The sequence below is a fragment of the Legionella bozemanae genome (assembly GCF_900450575.1).
Classification (GTDB): Bacteria; Pseudomonadota; Gammaproteobacteria; order Legionellales; family Legionellaceae; genus Legionella; species Legionella bozemanae.
In genome coordinates this window covers 2063066-2081358 of record NZ_UGGY01000001.1, presented here as the reverse complement: position 1 = coordinate 2081358, position 18293 = coordinate 2063066, and the positions used below count along the sequence as shown (strand labels likewise).

Sequence of the window (18293 nt, the reverse complement as noted above, 5' to 3'; positions counted from 1 at the left end):
AGATTATGATGCAATTTATCGATTTAAAAAAACAATATTCAATAATAGAAAACGAAATTTTGACTAGCATTAAAAACGTTTTGAATCATGGTCAATACATCATGGGGCCTGAAATTGCACACCTTGAAAAGCAATTGGCTGATTTTATAGGGGTGAAACATGCCATTGTCAATTCAAGTGGAACTGATGCTTTATTAATGGCATTAATGGCTTTGGAAATTCAGCCAGGCGATGAAGTAATTACCACTCCTTTTAGTTTTTTTGCTACCACAGAGGTGATTAGTCTTTGTCAAGCTAAGCCTGTTTTTGTAGATATTGATCCGCTTACTTATAATATGGACCCTGATCAGTTGGAAGCGGCAATTACTAGTAAAACTAAGGCAATAATGCCAGTTGGATTATATGGCCAATGTGCTGATCATGATGAAATTAATTCTATTGCTGCTCGCTACGGTATCCCAGTAATTGAAGATGCAGCACAAAGTTTTGGAGCGACTTATAAAGGTAAGTATTCTTGTGCTTTATCAACGATTGGATGCACCAGCTTTTTTCCCTCCAAACCTTTAGGTGGTTATGGAGATTCCGGAGCCTGTTTTACCAATGATGATGCTTTAGCCCAAAAACTTATTGAAATAAGAATTCATGGCCAAAATGCACGTTATTGCCATAATCGTATAGGAATTAATGGACGAATGGATACAATCCAAGCAGCTGTTTTAATTGAAAAGCTGAAACTTTTTCCAGATGAAATCATCATGCGTCAACGAGTTGCCAGGTCTTATGATCAAATGCTTTCGCCTTTAGTCAAAACACCGTTTGTTCATAGTTATAATACCAGTGTTTATGCACAATATACTATTGAAGTAAATAATCGTGATGCATTTCAAAAAGCGATGCAAGAGTCAGGAATTCCTACAGCCGTTCATTATCCAGTACCTTTACATCAGCAAACAGCCATGGCCTATTTAGGCTATAAAATGGGTGATTTTCCACATGCAGAATACGCAAGCAGCCGAGTTATCAGCTTACCTATGCATCCTTATTTACAAGAAGCGGAGCAAACGAGAATTGTTAGCGCGGTAAAAAGTGCTCTGGAAGTACATAAAGAAGAGGCGATAGCATAAATGATGCCTAAACTAATTGTTGCATTAGATTTTGATAAGGAGCACGATGCTTTAAATTTGGTTGAAAAACTTGATCCGACAAGTTGTGCATTAAAAGTGGGCAGTGAGCTTTTTACACTGCTTGGGACACACTTTGTGAAACAACTGATTAAAAAACAATTTAAAGTATTTTTAGATTTAAAATTTCATGATATTCCTAATACGGTTGCAAGAGCTTGCAAAGCGGGAGCTGATCTGGGGGTTTGGATGATGAATGTTCACGCTTCAGGCGGAATGAGCATGATGCAGGCTGCAAGAAAAGCAATTGATTCTTATGGTGTTAATAGACCGATATTAATTGCGGTAACTGTTTTAACTAGTTTTAACCAAAATGAACTAACTGCTATTGGAGTGAATGCACCAGTAATGGACCAGGTGAAGAATTTGGCAATTTTGACCAAAGAGTCAGGTTTGGATGGTGTAGTGTGTTCTGCTCAAGAGGTGAAAATAATAAAAAGTGCTTGTAATGACCAATTTATTACGGTTACTCCAGGTATTAGACTTGCGAGTAATTCAAATGATGATCAATCAAGAGTAATGACTCCTAAACAAGCTATTGAAGAAGGTAGCGATTTTCTAGTAGTAGGGCGTCCAATCACTCAAGCGACTAATCCGGAACTAGTTGTAGATGAAATTTTAAGTAGTATACAGAATATTTAATTCTTTCCACGTAGGGTAGGGATTGAACTTTCAAAAAAACTATAGGCTTTACAGTCCATAGCTGCCAAACTTAGCTATTATTCCTGCGAAGGCAGAAATCCATCCATGATGGAGCACATTGCCAATATAGAAATGGATCCCTGCGCGGGGATGGCAGAAACTACTTGTGAATTGAGTAAATAAAACACAATTATTCATAGCTGTCCATGGACTGTTAATCTGGCAATTTTTACTTCATGAAATTCTGCAGTTCTGCTTTAACCCACAATTTCTTCATATTCTTGATATTACAATCATTCGAAGTATGGACGATTCAAATCAATGAAACGATCCGAATAGTTTTTGCTCTATTTAATTTCTGATAAATTTGTGTTAAATATATTTGTGATGGTTAAAAATAATAAAACAAAGAGCATCGTCATCATATAGTTAGAACAAGAGAGGTAATGGAGAGAACTAAGAATCAAGTTAATTAAAGCAAGATCAATTGAGCAATATACAACTGGGAATAGTGATTAAATTATTGCTGAACGTTAATGGATTATCATAACTTAAGGATAAGTCATGACACCACAACACGTAATAAGTCAGTTGCTTGCATCTGACGCACACCAATATCCTCAAAATCTGGATTTATTAAAAAAAATTATCATTACGGCTTATTTAGGGCGCCTGCAAATTAATGGTTTACCACCTGATAATAAAATTGCTTTTGGTAACTATCTATTTGATAACGAACAAATAATGTTCGATTTTACCCGTTTAAGCGATGAAAAAAGAGCATTGTTTAAGCAATGGTTTTTGGAGCCCCATCAAAAGGATAAAACCAAGGCATTTTTAAGTGGCGTCACGGTGAATGAATATCGAGGTTTTACAGCCGAGGTCGCCTTAACATGGTGGGGTAGGATAGTAAGTTGGTTTCAGGGGAAATATCAAGAACATTGGAAAATAAGTGATTTAGATTTATCACTTAAAAATATATCCCATTATCAATTGACTGGTATTCAAATGTGTCATGGTAATCATGGTATATTGATTGGTTTCAATCAATTTCTAGTCCCGGGTATAGGGACAAAATATAATGATCCTAATGATTCACAGCAAGAGCCTCTAGGGAATACCAAACGAGTTTTTATTACTGATAAATTGGTTGATAAGCTCATTGCGCTTAATATAAAAAATATCAAATTTGAATCAGTATGCAAAAGTCCTCATCCACAATCTATAGAAGTATCCGATCCCCAAGAACGTCTGGATAAAATGCATGATTACCGAAAAATGCAGCGTTTTATGTCACTGAAGCCATGGTATGTTCGAATTTGGAGTTGGTTTTTTCCTTGGTTAAATGATGAAAAAGTTAAAAGTAAATCAATTAAAGAGAAACAAGTAGTATCGCTCTATGAAACAAAAAAAATTGAGATTTTCCGATTTTTAAAATCACATGAGATTCTGGTTAGAGAAAGAAAACCTAATATTGAAAATATAGTGTTTTGTGGTGGTGGTGCAAAAATTTTTGCACATGTTGGCGTCTGGAAATCGTTAAATGAAGCCAAAATATACCCTGATAAATTTGCTGGGAGTTCAGCAGGTGCCATCATGGCTTTATTGTGCTATTTAGGTTACTCTGCATCTGAAATTGAAGAATTATTTAAACATTTCAAGCATGAACATTTGGTTCATTTTGATATCAATATCAATGGATTTTCTGAAGCAAACTCATTAAAGACCGCGCTTGATTATGCAATTGCTTATAAATTGAATCAAATTGTTACCGAATATCAAATCCCATACCCACAGGGTAAAATTACTTTTGCTACTTTAGAAGCAATTCGGCAAAAATGTCCTGGTTGTGGAATTGGAAAAGAGCTAGTAGTTACAGCAACAAATAAACGTCAGGGCACAACTCGATATTTTTCCTTTTTACACTCACCAGCGTTTGAGGTAAGTGAGGCAGTTAAAACATCTGCAAGTTTTCCCATAGTCTATAGATCAACGCTTATTGATGGAGAAGAACATAATGATGGCGGTATATTAAATAATCTTCCCACCGAGCCTTTTTCTGATGACCATTCAACCTTGCTTGAATCTGAATATGGTAATAACTTAAAAGTATTGGCTGTTAAGTTTGATGATGGGCCTGAACGTAAGGCAATAGATCGGGTTATGGACAGGGTTTATAGAGAAAATGTTGTATTAAACTGGATTTATAGATTGCTAACTGGTGTTAGTGATCCGGCGAGCGGTTGGGAAAAAGATCGCTTGAAGTTGAGAAAATATGCATGTCAATCCATCGTGATCAATGTCGATAATGTATCAAGTTCGTCATTCACAGTAGGAGAAGAGACTAGAAAACAAATGATCGATGCAGGCTACGAGGAGACAAACAACTATTTGAACATGCGGTATCGAAAAAATGACTCCGAAGAATATGAAAATGAAGAATTTATGTATACGACTTTTAGTTCTTTGGGTGAATTACTTTCTTACTGTTGTTATCGAGGGGATAGGCGCTGGTTTGAAATAGTATATCGACTTATTGAGGAGTCTACTGTACCTAATCGAACGGAGCTAATACAACAAGCTGAAGAGCTGCGGAACCTTTACTTTAGTACAACTGCAACTTCGCCCAAAAGTCCTAAACAGGATGAGAGTCCTCTAACTTTTTTTGGCAATGAAATAATGCCACATACTTCATCTACATCCATTGGGAATGAGCATCATAAGATTTTACTTGCTGTATATCCTGTGCTTTTAAAATTATCACAAGAATTATTCACTGACAGTACCGACAAAAAAATCTTTGATTTTGCTCGTCATTCTTTTTCATTGAAAACACCTTTTGCATGTTTAAATCATTTTGCAAAAATTCACAATGAAACACATGTAATTTTTCATATTGCAATTAATTTATTAAAAGAACTGAAAAAAAATCCCAGTGAGAAGGTATATGAAGCATTTGTTCAATTACTTGAGTTGCTTAATAGAGGCAATAAAAACATATACAAAGAAGAGTATTTTGCACGTTGGGATTTATCTTTTACCCAAAGTTTACGCATATTAGGTTTATTGCATAAGGATTCTAAAGCTCATCCTCGATTGCTTCGTTCATTAAGCAGAGGAAGTGAACCTATGCAAACAGTTATTGATGGAATCTTCTGTGAGGACAATTACGATGATTTAGAATTAGAGGAATCTTTTTCTTTTGGTATGTAGAGTTTATTTACAACTCCGTTATCTTAGCCGCAATGTCTTGATTTTCTGCGTTTTTATGTTCCCATACCTTTATGTATGCTGCGCTTCAGTACGCAAAAATCAAGGCTTTGCAATTCAATCTAGTGAATTGTAACGAAATTCTAGTAATTTTATAAAACTGTGATATTTTATTTCGCAACTCGCAAACAGGAAGTAACTAGGAAATAAGTTTTATTTATGAAAGTAAAAGGGTTTACGCTGCTTGAATTATTGATAACCATGGCATTGTTTTTAAGTTTATCAATAGTTGGTATTGGCTCATATACTTATTTTATAAGAAAAAATGAGCAAAAAGTACTCATTGATGAATTGCGGACTGTAATACAGTATGCCAAACTCCAGGCTATTATCCTTGGCAGCTCTGTATCTCTTGCACCTCTAGATGCTTCATCCAGTTGGTCAAATGGTATGATTTTAAATTTTTTAAATAAAAAAACAAATAAAATTGAACCGATTTATCGCTGGCAATGGAGTCATCCTTGTTGGGATCTGAATTGGGAGGGTGCAAGCTCCACAAATCAGATTGTATTCTCAACTTACCCAGGACAAGCAATTAGTAATGGACGTTTTATTTTAATTAATAAAAATACCCATGAGCAGGTTATTATCATATTAAATCGACTTGGTAGAATAAGAATTAGCAATAACTTGTCGCTGATGCGTTAATTTTGTAAGATCTTGCTGAATATATTTTGTAATGTACTAAAATCCATGCCTATTGATACTCATTCTATTTTTACAATAAGTGCACAAAGTTCTGAGCAACTCACAGAGTGGCTTAATTATCAGGATTCATTGACTGATAAACTGCACCAAATTAAAGGTGATGCGCAAGTTGAGCTGATTTCCCAATGTTGGACGAATACGGACTGGTGGAATAAAAATTTTTTACAAATTCAAGATAAGCTGGTTTTTCAACGCGAAATTGTTATGAAAAGCCACAATGTTGCTTATTGGTATGCTCGAAGCATTATTCCCAAAAAATGTTATGATCTTGATCCTGCTTTTTTTGGCCGTTTGGAAAATGAGTCAATAAAAAATTTAATCTTTAAAGAAGATAAAGTGTATCGTGTCCAGTCAATCAATTATCCAATTGATCAACAGTGTTTGGAATACTATTGGGTAAAAAGAAACTTGGGTTTTGTAGATGGCGTACTTTGGGTTCGGCTTGCAGAGTTTTTATTTCAGGAAAAGGAGTCATTTTATTTAGCTGAAATTATGTTCCCTGAACTTGAGGGTATTACTTCATGAAATGGAATGCATATTGGCGGCTGATGCGTTTTGATAAGCCTGTGGGAATTTTATTGCTTTGGTTTCCAACAGCATGGGCTTTATGGTTAGCAAATAAAGGCGTGCCGACACTTAGGCTTTTTATCCTTTTTTTATGTGGCACTGTACTTATGCGAGCCGCAGGCTGTGTGATAAATGATATAGCAGATCGGAATATCGATAAACATGTCGCACGCACTAAATTAAGGCCATTAACTTCTGGCGAAGTTACTTTGCCCGAAGCCTTTCTTTTATTAATAATCTTGCTTTTCGCTGCATTATTTATATTAGTTCAGTTACCCCGAAATTGTTTTTATTTTGGATTAATCGCATTATTTATTTCTTTTTTATATCCTTTTTGTAAGCGTTTTCTAGATGCTCCCCAACTGATCCTTGGGTTAGCGTTCTCCATGGGAATTCCTATGGCTTATGTTGCATCAGATCTTCCTTTAAATGGTGAGTTTTTTTTATTATTTTTAATCAATTTTTCCTGGATTCTTGTTTACGACACAATGTATGCCATGGCCGATAAAGCAGATGATTTGCGCATTGGTGTGAAATCTACTGCAATTTATTTTGCTAGTTACGATCGAATGATTATTGGTGTGTTACAAAGTTTATTTCATAGTTTGTGGTTATGTTGGGCGCTGGTGAATCAAATAAGTTTATGGTTTTATATTTTTTGGTTTATGGCAGGAATCGTCTTGATGTACCAACAAAGGTTAATTAGTAAAAGAATACCTGAAGAGTGTTTTAAAGCGTTTATTGTTAGTGTGTATTATGGCGCCTTGATGTGGTTGGCCATTTTATAGGGTAGTATAAGCTCTACTCCTAAAATCAACACAATGTTTTTTTCTATAAGAGAATTAAGCTAAACTTGCAAGTTAAAAGTAATGATGAGGAATCTCATTGAAAATTAAATTCAGAATGGCGTTATCTTATAAAGAAATTATTTAGATAATTAAGATTACGGATACCGCGAACAAGTCCGGAGAGATCCTTGCGAAACTTGAATGTCATTTTTATGTTTTTAAATAAACTATACTCAAAGTCCTACGTACTGCGCTTTATGCACGGCACGTAGGAGGGTTAAATTTCGCGTGGATCGCTCAGGAATAAGTCGCGGTATGTAGGAGTACTAAGGAAATTGTTAGTACACTCTGTAGCGTTCGGGTTTTAATAGGCATCGCTACCATTATCTGCAACTACACGTGTGTTTTTTCCATAGATTACGAGAATTTTTTGCTTTGTTTTTAGCTTGAGATCTTCCGCCTGAACTACAGAAATAATTCCGCCTGAATTTAATCGAATCACATACTCAACACCACGCGATTGACTGTAGCCATTATCCTCAAAACTATTATTTGTGTTTTTAGTAATATTGCTCATGTTTCGACGCAAATTTACAGGTCGCTTTGAAATAATTGTGCCTGGAATGACTTTTTTAACTTTACCTACTTCAGCTGAATCATATTCACCAGGAGGTAATGCTTTATTACAGCTGAATAAAATAAAACTAAAAAGTAATACTAAAACGGACTTAAATAAGTTTTTTCGATTCATAGGGCTTAAACTCCAGTTAGGAACATGACCGAAAATAATAGACCTATTAGTTAGATAGTATCGTTCAGCAAATAGGGAATTATCCGGGTCACATTAACATTAATTTTGCGGCCTTGCGCAGTATAACCGAGAATTAATTTATTTTTAACAGTTCTTCCAATAAACTGCTGGCACCGATTCGAAACCAGCTCTTATTAATTTGCTTGTCAAGCATTAACTCTGCGAGTCGTGCATAATTATAAGCGTGCTGTGGTTTTCTAATGCCTCCTGAAATCTTGATCCCACAATATGTGTTTGTATCTTGAATAGCGCATAATATTGCAAATACCGCCGATAAAGATGCTCCTGCTTGGATTTTACCTGTTGAGGTTTTAATGAAATCGCATCCTAATTCAATTAACTCTTTGCTTGCATTGTAAATGGTTTCCATATCAGGAAAAGAACCCGTTTCTAAAATAATTTTTAAAACAAGTTTTTGCTGTTTGCATAATTGCGCAATAGCCTCACATTGATTTAAAGCCTTTTGCTTTTGTTCCTTTAGATAAAGAGGATAAGGAAAGACATAGTCAATTTCTGCAGCACCCAATTGAATCGCTTTTTCTATAGATGCAATTGAATCAGCCACCTCTTCAATTCCTTGCGGAAAATTAATCACTGTAGCTAAGTCAATGGTATTTTGCGAAGAGAATTGATCGAGATGCTGCAGATAAACACATAGTGCAGCAACCTGGTTTTGATTTGCACTGTATTTTAATTGGTTCAGTGATTCAATGGTCGCGCATTCATCCAAGAGGGTAAGATCAATGGAGTGAATCAGTTGCTTGGTGGTAATGGTATTCTTAGAGTAACCGCCAAGCAATGCTTCCATAACTTCATTAAAATGGGTTTCTAAACTCATTTTAAACTCGCAATGTACTGTTTTAGAATGAAATTAAGTTTTTCTGAGGCACTTTCTGCCATCGCAATCACCGATTCATGGCTGTGGGCTGTTTTTGAAAGGCCTGTAGCATAGTTGGTAATCATAGCAATAACTGCTACATGCATACCACAATGATTTGCCACCAATACTTCTGGAACCGTAGACATCCCTACAGCATCTGCTCCCCAAAGTTTAAATGCTCTGATTTCAGCAGCTGTTTCATAATGCGGGCCGAGTACAGAGATATAAACCCCTTCTGTAAGTCGGATTGAGTTTTTTGCAGCAATGGATAATAAGTCAAAACGCATTTCTTTATCATAAGCGTTGTCTAAAGGATAAAATCTTGGACCAAACTTATCATCGTTAGGGCCAATTAGAGGATTACTGGGCTGCAAATTAATATGATCGGAAATAAGCATCAATTCACCTGGACCAACATCCTCTCTTAAGGAGCCTGATGCATTAGTGGCAATGAAATAATCGCATCCTAAGAGTTTTAAAGTACGAATATAGGTTTTAACTGTTTCATAATTTTCCAAACCTTCATATGTATGGGCTCGACCTTGTAAACATACAACACCTACATTATTCCAATACCCAAAAATTAAATTACCACCGTGACCTTGAACAGTTATTTTGGGAAATCCAGGCAGTTCTTCATAACTGATTCGAATCGAATCTTGTAATTCCTCAGCAAATTTACCTAAACCTGATCCTAATACCACACCTATGGTTGGTTTAAATGAAGGATATAATTTTTTAATATAATTTGCTGCTAAATGGGCATAACTCTGCTTTGGTGCAGTATCTGTCATAAAAATCTTCCTATTAATTAGAGGCTGTTTCCATTTCTTCTGTTTTGGTCAAACTGTCCTGATTTTCCGCACTTCAGTGCACGGAAAGTCTGGGCATTTGGGCTCAAGCTTGCGAAATGTAAACAGACCCTACGGGTTAAAATCAAATTTAAAAGCCAAGGGCAATAGTCCATTAATCTTTACGCTATGTAATATTGAATTTTTATCACATAGATGGATCACGGTATCAGGTGTTGAAAATTCATAAATTCTTTGCCTGCATGCCCCACAAGGCGAACATAATAAATTTGTTCCTGCCAGTACAACCATACTTTTAATACGTTGCTCGCCTGCAGACACCATGGCAGAAATTGCTGAGGTTTCTGCACACACTGCCAAACCATAAGAGCTGTTTTCTACATTGACACCTGTATATAAATTATCTTTATCGGTACAAATACAACAGGCTACGCTAAATTTAGAGTAGGGTGAGTAAGAATTGGCAAGTGCCTTATGTGCATTTGAAATCATTTTCGCAATTGTTTGATCCATAATGAAGCTCAATTAAAACTGAAGGGAGTCAATTATAAAAGAGTCTTGCTCTGAAGACTATGCTCCTCTTGATTTTCTTTAATATCTAGAATATCTGACAATTCAATAGTATTAGAGGTAGAGGATTTTTTTGTTGATTTGGGAAATAAACAGTTGAAGTAACCTGGTTCTGGTGAGTTAGAAGGCTCTTCTGAAATTGAAGGACCTAAGCTATCGCCCATCTCTGTGTAACTTTCTGGAGTTTGGTCTGGTTTATGATTTCCAAAAGTGCAATTTAGCCAAAATTCAAATGCCAATGCACCAAGTCCTGCACAAATAATCAGAGAAAAAATAGTAATTGGTATTGCCATGGGCGGAAAGAAAAATATAAGGGTAGCTGCAACTGCTGCGACCAGACTTATAGAGGTTGATGTCACCGCATAAGATACGTAACTTTTTTGTCGCGCCGATGAGTAGTTCGCATCATCTTTCGGCGGATTTTTAAATTTATGATATTCTCCAATTGCCCATATTGCATTACCAATCAGGAAAAGCCATGCTGCTGGAGGAAATAGAGCAGGTATAAAAACGGCAGCAACACTGATTATTGTCGCAGTTAATCCTACAAATGAGGACAACAGGAATTGTTCTTTAATTTGCGCAAAACCGTACCATTTGCGGTAATTCACTGGATGATCTGGGTGGAGAAGAGACGCTGTAAGCCAAGAGAGATATGCAAGTGAATAGATTCCTAATGAAACGAATCTGAAAATAGCTGATGCGAGCGGGAAAGGGATATACTGGAGCTTTGAAAGCAAAAAGCCAGTGAAGAAAAAGACACCACTTGCTTTATCTAATTTCTGGGCTATGGTCATATAAAAGTGATCCTAATGCTTCTATTACCCGGCATATTGTACCTTAATTAGACAGAGAAAAACAGTTCCACTTCATATGAGATATTATGTAGTTAATGCATCCATAACTGAATTCAATTCAGATGCTTTATTTTTGATTTGAGGTGCTGAATGAAGAATGATTCGTACAAGCAATCCTCCATCAGGATTATTTAAAGCCGTAATTTCACCATGATGTAATTGAATTGCACGAAAAGCGATGGCTAACCCTAAACCATACCCACCCGTTTTTTTTGTTCTTGATGTGTCTACACGATAAAATGGATTAAATATTCTTTCTAGTTGACTTTCAGGTACGCCTGGACCTTTATCACTGATATCAATATATACATGTTCTTTAGTTTCATCATATTTTAATGAAACAATAATTTGTTCGCTGGCAGGTGAGTAATGGAGTGCATTGCGCACTACATTTTCTATTGCTCTGTGAATCAGGCGTTCATCGATTAATAAGCAGCACGGTTCAATTATTCCTGCTTTAACACGAGGCGTTTCTTCTCCAACTTCATAATTGGCATCGTTAATGACATCGAATAAAAGAACAGAAAGGTCAATTTCGTTTAAATTAAGATCAGTTGTTGATTTTTCCAAGCGAGCAAATTCCAGTACCTCAGTGATTAAAGCATTTAACCTGGAGCATTCAAGCTCCATGCGATTAAACTCAGTATCTGCCAAATGAAGTGTTTTATTGCGCCCTAATTCAATAGCAATTTGCAAGCGAGCGAGAGGGGAACGTAATTCATGTGAAATATCTTGTAACAATCTTTCTTTTGAGTTGACTAATGTTTCCAGTTGCTCTGCCATACGATCAAATTCATGACTTAATTGAGCTATTTCGTCATTGTAATGTCCTCTTAAACGACCAACACGTGTATTTAACTTTCCAGTAGCAATTGATTTGGCTGCCATTCCCAAAGAGCGCAAGGGTTGGGTTAAGTATCGTGATAATAAATAACAGATAAGACCGCTAATAAATGTTGCTAAAACGAGACGAATCGCTAGGCCAGCCCAGGGAACCCCGACAAAATGATAGATAGGTTTTTCACTCACTGCAGCAAGCCGGTAAAATTTTCCTGAAGTGGATAAAATTTCATGACTAACAATAAGTTTCCCTGATTTTAAAATACCTTCACTCAACTGATCCTGGAGCAGATTTTCTGCAACTTTTTTCACATTTGCTGGTGCAGCCTGGGTTCCAATAATTTCACCAGTACTGGTTAATAAATAAATTGACATATGGCGCGAAATACCAATTTTATTCAGCCATTTTAATAGTGCAGTTTGTCTTCCTGATTCATAAGTTGCAACCGCGGCATTTGCGTAACTGTCCATAAATAATTGTTCTTGGGCAGGTAATGATGATTTTTGTACAATATGACTGATTACCCAGGCGGTAGTGAAAATGATAAGTATTGTAGCTAACCAAAATGAAATAAAAATTTTCCAATACAAACTACGCATTAAACATATATCCAAATCCGCGAACAGTCTTAACTATAGGTTCACCTTGAGGGTTATCACCTAATTTATTTCTTAAGTTACTGATATGAACATCGATACTACGATCATATGCAGTGTATTTTCTGCCAAGAGCATATTCGGTAAGTTCTTCTTTTGAAAATGCTTGTCCTGGTGATTTAATAAGCATCTCTAAAATATTGAACTCAGCATTTGTGAGTTCAAGATAATTTCCGGCCATAGTTACATGACGCTTGGAACAGTCAACTACAATATTATGTTGTTCGATGATAGGTCTTGATGTGGGAATTTTTTGAGTACGTCTTAAAATTGCCCGTAAACGAGCTACCAGTTCACGTGGATTACATGGTTTAGGTAAATAATCGTCTGCACCTATTTCCAGACCTACAATACGATCGATATCATCGCCCCGAGCAGTTAACATGAGGACGGGAGTTTCCAGATGTTCACGAATAGCCTTTAATACCTCAAAAACGTTTAGTTTAGGTAACATGACATCAAGAATAATTGCATCAAAAGTCTGATTTAAGGCTTTTTTCACCCCGCTTTCACCATCATGCACACAAATAGCATGGAAACCCTCTGGTTCCAGATATTGGGTTAGTAAATCGGTCAATTCTATATCGTCATCAATTATGAGAATATTACCATTCATACTTTATTATGCCTTGCGTTTATCAATACATTCCATTAACTTGATTCTTCTAGCATCTGCATTAATAATCCTAAACTCAAAAGAATCAATCGTAATGGTTTCCCCTCGTGAAGGTAAACGACCAAAACTATTCATTACAATACCACCTATTGTATCATAAAATTCATCACTAAAATCTGCTTTAAGTTGCTCATTGAATTCATCAATGGGCATATGGGCTTTAACAATATAGTGCCCGTCTTCATGTACTTTAATGTAGGCGTCTTCATCGATATCAAATTCATCTTCAATGTCGCCAATTATCTGTTCGATAATGTCTTCAATAGTTACAAAGCCTGAAACTTCACCATATTCGTCTACAACTATGGCCATGTGATTTTTGTTACTGCGGAACTCACTGAGTAAGCTGTCTAAGCGTCTACTTTCAGGAACAAAAGTAACTTGACGACAAATATCCAGCAAATCAAAGGTGTCAAGGTTAGTAGATTGATAGCGTAATAAATCTTTTGCATGCAATATCCCAATGACCTCATCGGAGTCACCAGCAATTACCGGGAATCTTGAATGGCCTGTTTGGGTTACTGTTTTAATAATATCGCCGAATTCATCGTCTTGTTTGATGCAAACCATCTGATTTTTGGGCAACATGATGTCGCGAACACGCATTTTGGAGAAAGAAATTGCCCCTTCAATCATTGCTAAAGTTTCAGCACTGATAAGAGAACGAATTTGAGCGTCTCTTAATAAACTTACAAGCTCCTCTTGATTTTGTGGTTCTCCTTGCAAAAACTGTTTAAAGCGAGCGAACCACTTACTACTATCTTCCTCTTTATTCAAGTTCATTACCCTCTGCGTCATAAGGATTAGAAAATCCAAGTTCAGCTAATAATTTAATTTCAATAGCTTGCATTATGACTGCTTCATCATCTTTAATATGATCATAGCCCAATAAATGCAAGATTCCATGAATCAAAATCAATGCCCAATGCGATTCTAAAGTTTTTTTAAGTTGCTTGCTTTCTTCTAACAAGACTTGCGGACAAATAATAACATCGCCTAATAGCGGGCATTCCAATTGAATTTCAGGCGGTAAAGCACTGGGAAATGCCAATACATTGGTTGTTTTATTTTGCTTTCTGTATGTATAGTTTAAGTGGATCATTTCTTCTGCCGTAACCAAACGAACAGTGAGTTCAGCTTCTTTTTGATAATCCCTTAAAGCCAATGAGGCCAAATGTGTTAATTCTTCTTCACTAACAGGGAGTGGCTCATCAGTTGCATTTTGAATATCGATATAATAACTCATTTATTTTTTTCCTGTTGATGCATTATCATAGCAATCAACAATTTTAGATACTAACGGATGTCGCACTACTTCACGACTTGTAAACGTATGAATACTAATTTCCGGTATTTTTTTGAATAATCCTACTGCATGGGCGAGTCCGGAATCAATACCTTTTGGCAAATCAACTTGGGTCATATCTCCGGTGACTACAGCTTTTGAACCAAAACCTATACGCGTTAAAAACATTTTCATTTGCATAATGGTTGTGTTTTGTGCTTCATCAAGAATGATAAATGCCTCATTTAAAGTTCTGCCACGCATGAATGCTAAGGGCAAAACTTCGATAATATCTGTTTGAATCAATTTTTGTGTTTCTTTAAAACCTATCATTTCATAGAGTGCATCATAAATGGGTCTTAAATAAGGAAGGACTTTTTCAACTAAATCTCCTGGAAGAAACCCTAATTTTTCTCCAGCTTCAACTGCTGGCCTTACAAAAATTAATCTTTGGACTTCACCTTTTTCAAAACATTGTATGGCTTTAGAAACAGCCAAATAAGTTTTCCCTGTTCCAGCAGGGCCAACAGCAAAGGTTATGTCAGAGCGATCAATTGCATCAAGAAAATCAGCTTGTTTGTTATTTCGCGCTGCAATTGACTTTCGACATAATTTAACATGATGAACATTATGAATCATTATCTTTTGGTTTTCCTCAATAAAGTATATATATTATGAGTATAGTATTATTATATTTTTTGACTGTACCAGGATGTATAAGCACACAAGAATAGTGCAGAAAGCTCATCTTCTGCAAGATTTATGCTACAATCATCTTTTTTGATATTAACATTAATTCATGATCGACCTTCATTGCCATAGCTATTTTTCTGATGGGGCATTAAGTCCAACAGAATTAATACAAAAAGCACAAAACCAAAAAATTAGGTGTCTGTCGCTTACAGATCATGATACCGTCGCAGGCTATCCTGAATTATTACAAGCGGCTTCATTAACATCGATAAAAATAATTAATGGTATCGAGCTTAGCGTCCGATGGAAAAAACACGAGTTACACATTCTAGGTTACCAAATTAATCATACTGTAGGCCTTCTTGAACTGATTGAACGACAAAACCAAAGCAGGGTAGCACGTGCTCAGCAAATAGGAGTGGCATTAGCTTCACTCGGTATTTCAGATGCTTATTTAAAAGCATGCGAATTAGCGGGCCATGAGCGAGTGGGAAGACCTCATTTTGCGCAGCTTCTTGTTAATGAAGGTAAAGCTCATGATCTTAGTACGGCATTTAAACGATTTCTAGGTAGAGGTAAATTTGCCTATGTTCCTACCCCCTGGATTAGTATTCAGGAAGCAGTAGAGGGTATTATTGCTGCAGATGGTCAGGCAGTTATCGCTCATCCACTTAAATACGGATTGACGCGTTCTAAATTGCATGAGTTAATTAACGAATTTAAAGAGACTGGTGGAGTAGGAATAGAAGTGGTTTCAGGTGAAATGACAGTAACTGAAGTGAATGAAATGGCTGCTACATGCCTAAGATTTCATTTGTTAGCTTCTTCTGGTTCAGATTATCATGGTGATTTTGTTTCGCGTGTAAACCTCGGAAGTCAAAAACGGCTGCCAGTAAACTGTACACCTATTTGGCATGAATGGAACATCTAACAGGGGACTTTATGAGTCAGTTTTTTGCATTACATCCTGATAATCCGCAAGCTCGTTTGTTGAGGAAAGCGGTGAATATTATTGAGGAAGGTGGATTAATTGTTTATCCTACAGACTCAGGTTATGCCCTGGGTTGTGGATTAGGTAATAAAGCGGCACTTGAGCGTATCAGGCGATTACGGCAATTGGACAAAAATCATAATATGACTCTTGTCTGTCGAGATTTATCTCAGCTTGGTACTTATGCGAGAGTATCTAATCCTATATTCCGATTATTGAAAGCATTCACACCTGGGGCTTATACTTTTATTCTTAATGCAACACATGAAGTACCTCGTTTAATGTTGCATCCAAAAAGAAAAACTCTGGGATTACGTGTTCCAGATAATAATATTACACTAGCATTGTTGGAATGTCTTGAAGCGCCTTTAATGAGTACTACTTTAATTCTTCCTGGTGCTAAGGCTCCATTGAGCGAACCTGAAGCGATTCGCGATATTTTGGGAGAGCAGATTGATTTGGTTATTGATGGTGGCCATTGTGGGCAAGAGCCTACAACAGTAGTCGATTTAACTGGTGATTATCCAGTGATAATAAGAGAGGGTAAAGGTGATCCTGAACCCTTTAGGTAAATAGATCTCTTTTGAGACTCTACTGCAGAAGAGAATTGTTTCGTCGATACGGTGATGCTCGAATCCTCATGTACTGGCGTGTACCCTTCTCTCTCTGCAGCGAGTCCCCAAAGAGGTCTAATTAATTAATTTTATAAAGAGGATATTGATGTCAGCATTATTTAGTTCCAATAAACGAGTTGTTTCTGGAATGAGAGTTAGTGGCAGATTACATCTTGGACACTATCATGGTGTAATAAAAAATTGGATTAAATTACAACATCAATATGATTGCTTCTTTTTTGCAGCTGATTGGCATGGTTTAACAACACAATATGATGAACCTGGCTTTATAGAAAAACATCTGTGGGATATGATTGTGGATTGGCTTGCTTGTGGGGTTAATCCTGGCTTGTCTCGAATATTTATTCAATCCTGGGTTCCTGAACATGCGGAACTGCACTTACTTTTATCTATGATTACTCCTTTGGGATGGTTAGAGCGAGTACCTAGTTTCAAAGATCAGCAAGAAAAATTGAAAGAAAAAGATTTATCGACGTATGGTTTTTTAGGCTATCCTCTTTTACAAAGCGCTGATGTACTGATTTATCATGCCGATTATGTTCCTGTTGGTGAAGATCAGGTATCGCATATTGAACTTACCAGAGAAATTGCACGCAGGTTTAATCATATTTATGGCAAGGAGCCTAATTTTGAGGAATTAGCAGCCGAAGCAATTAAGAAAATGGGGAAAAAGAACGGTAAATATTATAGTGAATTACGTCGACAGTTTCAGGAGCATGGAAATCACGAAGCGATTAAAACAGCACAAGCTCTTTTAGAAGATCAACCTAATTTGTCCATCGGTGATAAAGAGCGTCTATTAGGTTACATAGAGGGTAGCGGTAAAATTATTCTACCTGAACCTTATCCATTACTTACAGAAACTGCAAAAATGCCTGGTCTTGACGGACAAAAGATGTCTAAGTCTTATCATAATACTATTATGCTCAGAGAACCTCCTGAGCAGGTTGAGAAGAAGGTATTGACAATGCCAACTGATCCTGCTCGTATCAAACGAACTGATCCTGGTGAACCAGAAAAATGCCCGGTTTGGCAATTCCATAAAATTTACTCAAATGATGAAGTTAGAGATTGGGTACAAAAAGGGTGTCGTACTGCTGGAATTGGGTGCATTGAATGTAAAAGACCGGTTGTCGATGCGATTAATAAAGAGTTACAACCCATTCAGGAATCAATTGCTGAATATGAATCTGATTTAAGTTCAGTAAAACGAATTGTTTCTGAAGGAAGCGAGTCGGCACGAGAAGTGGCTTGTAAAAATTTGAGTACAGTCCGAGAGGTTATGGGACTCGATTATTAATATGGGTATCTTTAGAAAAACAAACCTGGATGAAACATTGTATCATCCGGGTTTTACTTTATTTTATCCCCATGATGTTTCTAAATGTGTGTTCGATCTTTGAAGGTATATCTGTGAAGAACCTAATAAG

General features: G+C 36.5%; 19 protein-coding genes. 9 read left to right on the top strand and 10 right to left on the bottom strand.

The features are described from left to right. Positions 1–8 precede the first annotated feature (8 nt). From DY223_RS09055 to ubiA, 6 genes are all read left to right on the top strand, one after another. Positions 9–1124, top strand: a complete 1116-nt coding sequence (locus DY223_RS09055; protein ID WP_058459789.1) for a DegT/DnrJ/EryC1/StrS family aminotransferase — start codon at positions 9–11, stop codon at positions 1122–1124. After that, on the top strand, positions 1125–1823 hold the full coding sequence (pyrF, locus tag DY223_RS09050; protein WP_058459790.1) for an orotidine-5'-phosphate decarboxylase: 699 nt from the start codon (positions 1125–1127) through the stop codon (positions 1821–1823). It begins immediately after the preceding gene. Positions 1824–2387: 564 nt separating this feature from the next. Continuing rightward, positions 2388–5036 (top strand): Dot/Icm T4SS effector VpdC, encoded by a 2649-nt coding sequence (vpdC, locus tag DY223_RS09045; protein WP_058459791.1) that lies wholly within the window; start codon positions 2388–2390, stop codon positions 5034–5036. Positions 5037–5252: 216 nt separating this feature from the next. Next, positions 5253–5741, top strand: coding sequence for a GspH/FimT family pseudopilin (locus DY223_RS09040; RefSeq protein ID WP_058459792.1), 489 nt, complete (start codon positions 5253–5255; stop codon positions 5739–5741). 45 nt (positions 5742–5786) lie between these two features. Beyond that, complete coding sequence (locus DY223_RS09035) at positions 5787–6326, top strand: chorismate--pyruvate lyase family protein (RefSeq protein ID WP_058459793.1); 540 nt, start codon at positions 5787–5789, stop codon at positions 6324–6326. After that, positions 6323–7156: a 4-hydroxybenzoate octaprenyltransferase gene (gene ubiA, locus DY223_RS09030; protein WP_082642450.1), complete on the top strand. Its 834-nt coding sequence runs from the start codon at positions 6323–6325 to the stop codon at positions 7154–7156. The genes DY223_RS09035 and ubiA overlap by 4 nt, the downstream gene beginning before the upstream one ends. Before the next feature lie 364 nt (positions 7157–7520). Here the strand turns inward: ubiA and DY223_RS09025 are convergent, their stop codons facing one another. The 10 genes from DY223_RS09025 to DY223_RS08980 all read right to left on the bottom strand — a co-directional run bounded on the left by DY223_RS09025 (position 7521) and on the right by DY223_RS08980 (position 15183). After that, the gene (locus DY223_RS09025) at positions 7521–7907 is read right to left on the bottom strand and encodes a hypothetical protein (protein ID WP_058459794.1); all 387 of its coding nucleotides are present in this window, start codon (positions 7905–7907) and stop codon (positions 7521–7523) included. 133 nt (positions 7908–8040) lie between these two features. After that, positions 8041–8805, bottom strand: coding sequence for a deoxyribose-phosphate aldolase (gene deoC / locus DY223_RS09020; RefSeq protein WP_058459795.1), 765 nt, complete (start codon positions 8803–8805; stop codon positions 8041–8043). Beyond that, on the bottom strand, positions 8802–9641 hold the full coding sequence (locus DY223_RS09015; protein WP_058459796.1) for a purine-nucleoside phosphorylase: 840 nt from the start codon (positions 9639–9641) through the stop codon (positions 8802–8804). The genes deoC and DY223_RS09015 overlap by 4 nt, the downstream gene beginning before the upstream one ends. A gap of 129 nt (positions 9642–9770) precedes the next feature. Then, complete coding sequence (gene cdd / locus DY223_RS09010; protein ID WP_058459797.1) at positions 9771–10172, bottom strand: cytidine deaminase; 402 nt, start codon at positions 10170–10172, stop codon at positions 9771–9773. Positions 10173–10204: 32 nt separating this feature from the next. Continuing rightward, on the bottom strand, positions 10205–11026 hold the full coding sequence (locus DY223_RS09005) for a hypothetical protein (RefSeq protein ID WP_058459798.1): 822 nt from the start codon (positions 11024–11026) through the stop codon (positions 10205–10207). An 84-nt stretch (positions 11027–11110) separates the two neighbouring features. Beyond that, the gene (gene cpxA, locus DY223_RS09000) at positions 11111–12526 is read right to left on the bottom strand and encodes a two-component system sensor histidine kinase CpxA (RefSeq protein ID WP_058459799.1); all 1416 of its coding nucleotides are present in this window, start codon (positions 12524–12526) and stop codon (positions 11111–11113) included. Beyond that, entirely contained in the window at positions 12519–13199 is a 681-nt protein-coding gene (cpxR, locus tag DY223_RS08995) for a two-component system response regulator CpxR (protein WP_115684306.1), read from the bottom strand. The genes cpxA and cpxR overlap by 8 nt, the downstream gene beginning before the upstream one ends. A 6-nt stretch (positions 13200–13205) precedes the next feature. Next, complete coding sequence (locus DY223_RS08990) at positions 13206–14042, bottom strand: HlyC/CorC family transporter (protein WP_235810532.1); 837 nt, start codon at positions 14040–14042, stop codon at positions 13206–13208. Further along, on the bottom strand, positions 14029–14505 hold the full coding sequence (gene ybeY, locus DY223_RS08985; RefSeq protein ID WP_058459801.1) for an rRNA maturation RNase YbeY: 477 nt from the start codon (positions 14503–14505) through the stop codon (positions 14029–14031). Before ybeY ends, DY223_RS08990 begins: the two co-directional genes overlap by 14 nt. Further along, the gene (locus DY223_RS08980; RefSeq protein WP_082642451.1) at positions 14506–15183 is read right to left on the bottom strand and encodes a PhoH family protein; all 678 of its coding nucleotides are present in this window, start codon (positions 15181–15183) and stop codon (positions 14506–14508) included. 160 nt (positions 15184–15343) lie between these two features. Here DY223_RS08980 and DY223_RS08975 point away from each other — a divergent pair, with 160 nt between their 5' ends. The 3 genes from DY223_RS08975 to DY223_RS08965 all read left to right on the top strand — a co-directional run bounded on the left by DY223_RS08975 (position 15344) and on the right by DY223_RS08965 (position 18163). Beyond that, on the top strand, positions 15344–16168 hold the full coding sequence (locus DY223_RS08975; RefSeq protein WP_058459802.1) for a PHP domain-containing protein: 825 nt from the start codon (positions 15344–15346) through the stop codon (positions 16166–16168). Between the two features lie 11 nt (positions 16169–16179). Beyond that, positions 16180–16800 (top strand): L-threonylcarbamoyladenylate synthase, encoded by a 621-nt coding sequence (locus DY223_RS08970; protein ID WP_058459803.1) that lies wholly within the window; start codon positions 16180–16182, stop codon positions 16798–16800. A 148-nt stretch (positions 16801–16948) separates the two neighbouring features. Continuing rightward, positions 16949–18163, top strand: a complete 1215-nt coding sequence (locus tag DY223_RS08965; protein WP_058459804.1) for a tryptophan--tRNA ligase — start codon at positions 16949–16951, stop codon at positions 18161–18163. The last annotated feature ends 130 nt before the right edge of the window (positions 18164–18293 follow it).

Coding starts and splice junctions, on each gene's coding strand:
- DY223_RS09015 (WP_058459796.1), bottom strand. CDS start 9,641: ATGACAGATACTGCACCAAAGCAGAGTTATGCCCATTTAGCAGCAAAT.
- DY223_RS08965 (WP_058459804.1), top strand. CDS start 16,949: ATGTCAGCATTATTTAGTTCCAATAAACGAGTTGTTTCTGGAATGAGA.
- cpxA (WP_058459799.1), bottom strand. CDS start 12,526: ATGCGTAGTTTGTATTGGAAAATTTTTATTTCATTTTGGTTAGCTACA.
- DY223_RS09055 (WP_058459789.1), top strand. CDS start 9: ATGCAATTTATCGATTTAAAAAAACAATATTCAATAATAGAAAACGAA.
- vpdC (WP_058459791.1), top strand. CDS start 2,388: ATGACACCACAACACGTAATAAGTCAGTTGCTTGCATCTGACGCACAC.
- DY223_RS08990 (WP_235810532.1), bottom strand. CDS start 14,042: ATGAACTTGAATAAAGAGGAAGATAGTAGTAAGTGGTTCGCTCGCTTT.
- DY223_RS09005 (WP_058459798.1), bottom strand. CDS start 11,026: ATGACCATAGCCCAGAAATTAGATAAAGCAAGTGGTGTCTTTTTCTTC.
- ubiA (WP_082642450.1), top strand. CDS start 6,323: ATGAAATGGAATGCATATTGGCGGCTGATGCGTTTTGATAAGCCTGTG.
- DY223_RS08980 (WP_082642451.1), bottom strand. CDS start 15,183: ATGATTCATAATGTTCATCATGTTAAATTATGTCGAAAGTCAATTGCA.
- ybeY (WP_058459801.1), bottom strand. CDS start 14,505: ATGAGTTATTATATCGATATTCAAAATGCAACTGATGAGCCACTCCCT.
- pyrF (WP_058459790.1), top strand. CDS start 1,125: ATGATGCCTAAACTAATTGTTGCATTAGATTTTGATAAGGAGCACGAT.
- DY223_RS08975 (WP_058459802.1), top strand. CDS start 15,344: ATGATCGACCTTCATTGCCATAGCTATTTTTCTGATGGGGCATTAAGT.
- DY223_RS09040 (WP_058459792.1), top strand. CDS start 5,253: ATGAAAGTAAAAGGGTTTACGCTGCTTGAATTATTGATAACCATGGCA.
- cpxR (WP_115684306.1), bottom strand. CDS start 13,199: ATGAATGGTAATATTCTCATAATTGATGACGATATAGAATTGACCGAT.
- deoC (WP_058459795.1), bottom strand. CDS start 8,805: ATGAGTTTAGAAACCCATTTTAATGAAGTTATGGAAGCATTGCTTGGC.
- DY223_RS08970 (WP_058459803.1), top strand. CDS start 16,180: ATGAGTCAGTTTTTTGCATTACATCCTGATAATCCGCAAGCTCGTTTG.
- cdd (WP_058459797.1), bottom strand. CDS start 10,172: ATGGATCAAACAATTGCGAAAATGATTTCAAATGCACATAAGGCACTT.
- DY223_RS09035 (WP_058459793.1), top strand. CDS start 5,787: ATGCCTATTGATACTCATTCTATTTTTACAATAAGTGCACAAAGTTCT.
- DY223_RS09025 (WP_058459794.1), bottom strand. CDS start 7,907: ATGAATCGAAAAAACTTATTTAAGTCCGTTTTAGTATTACTTTTTAGT.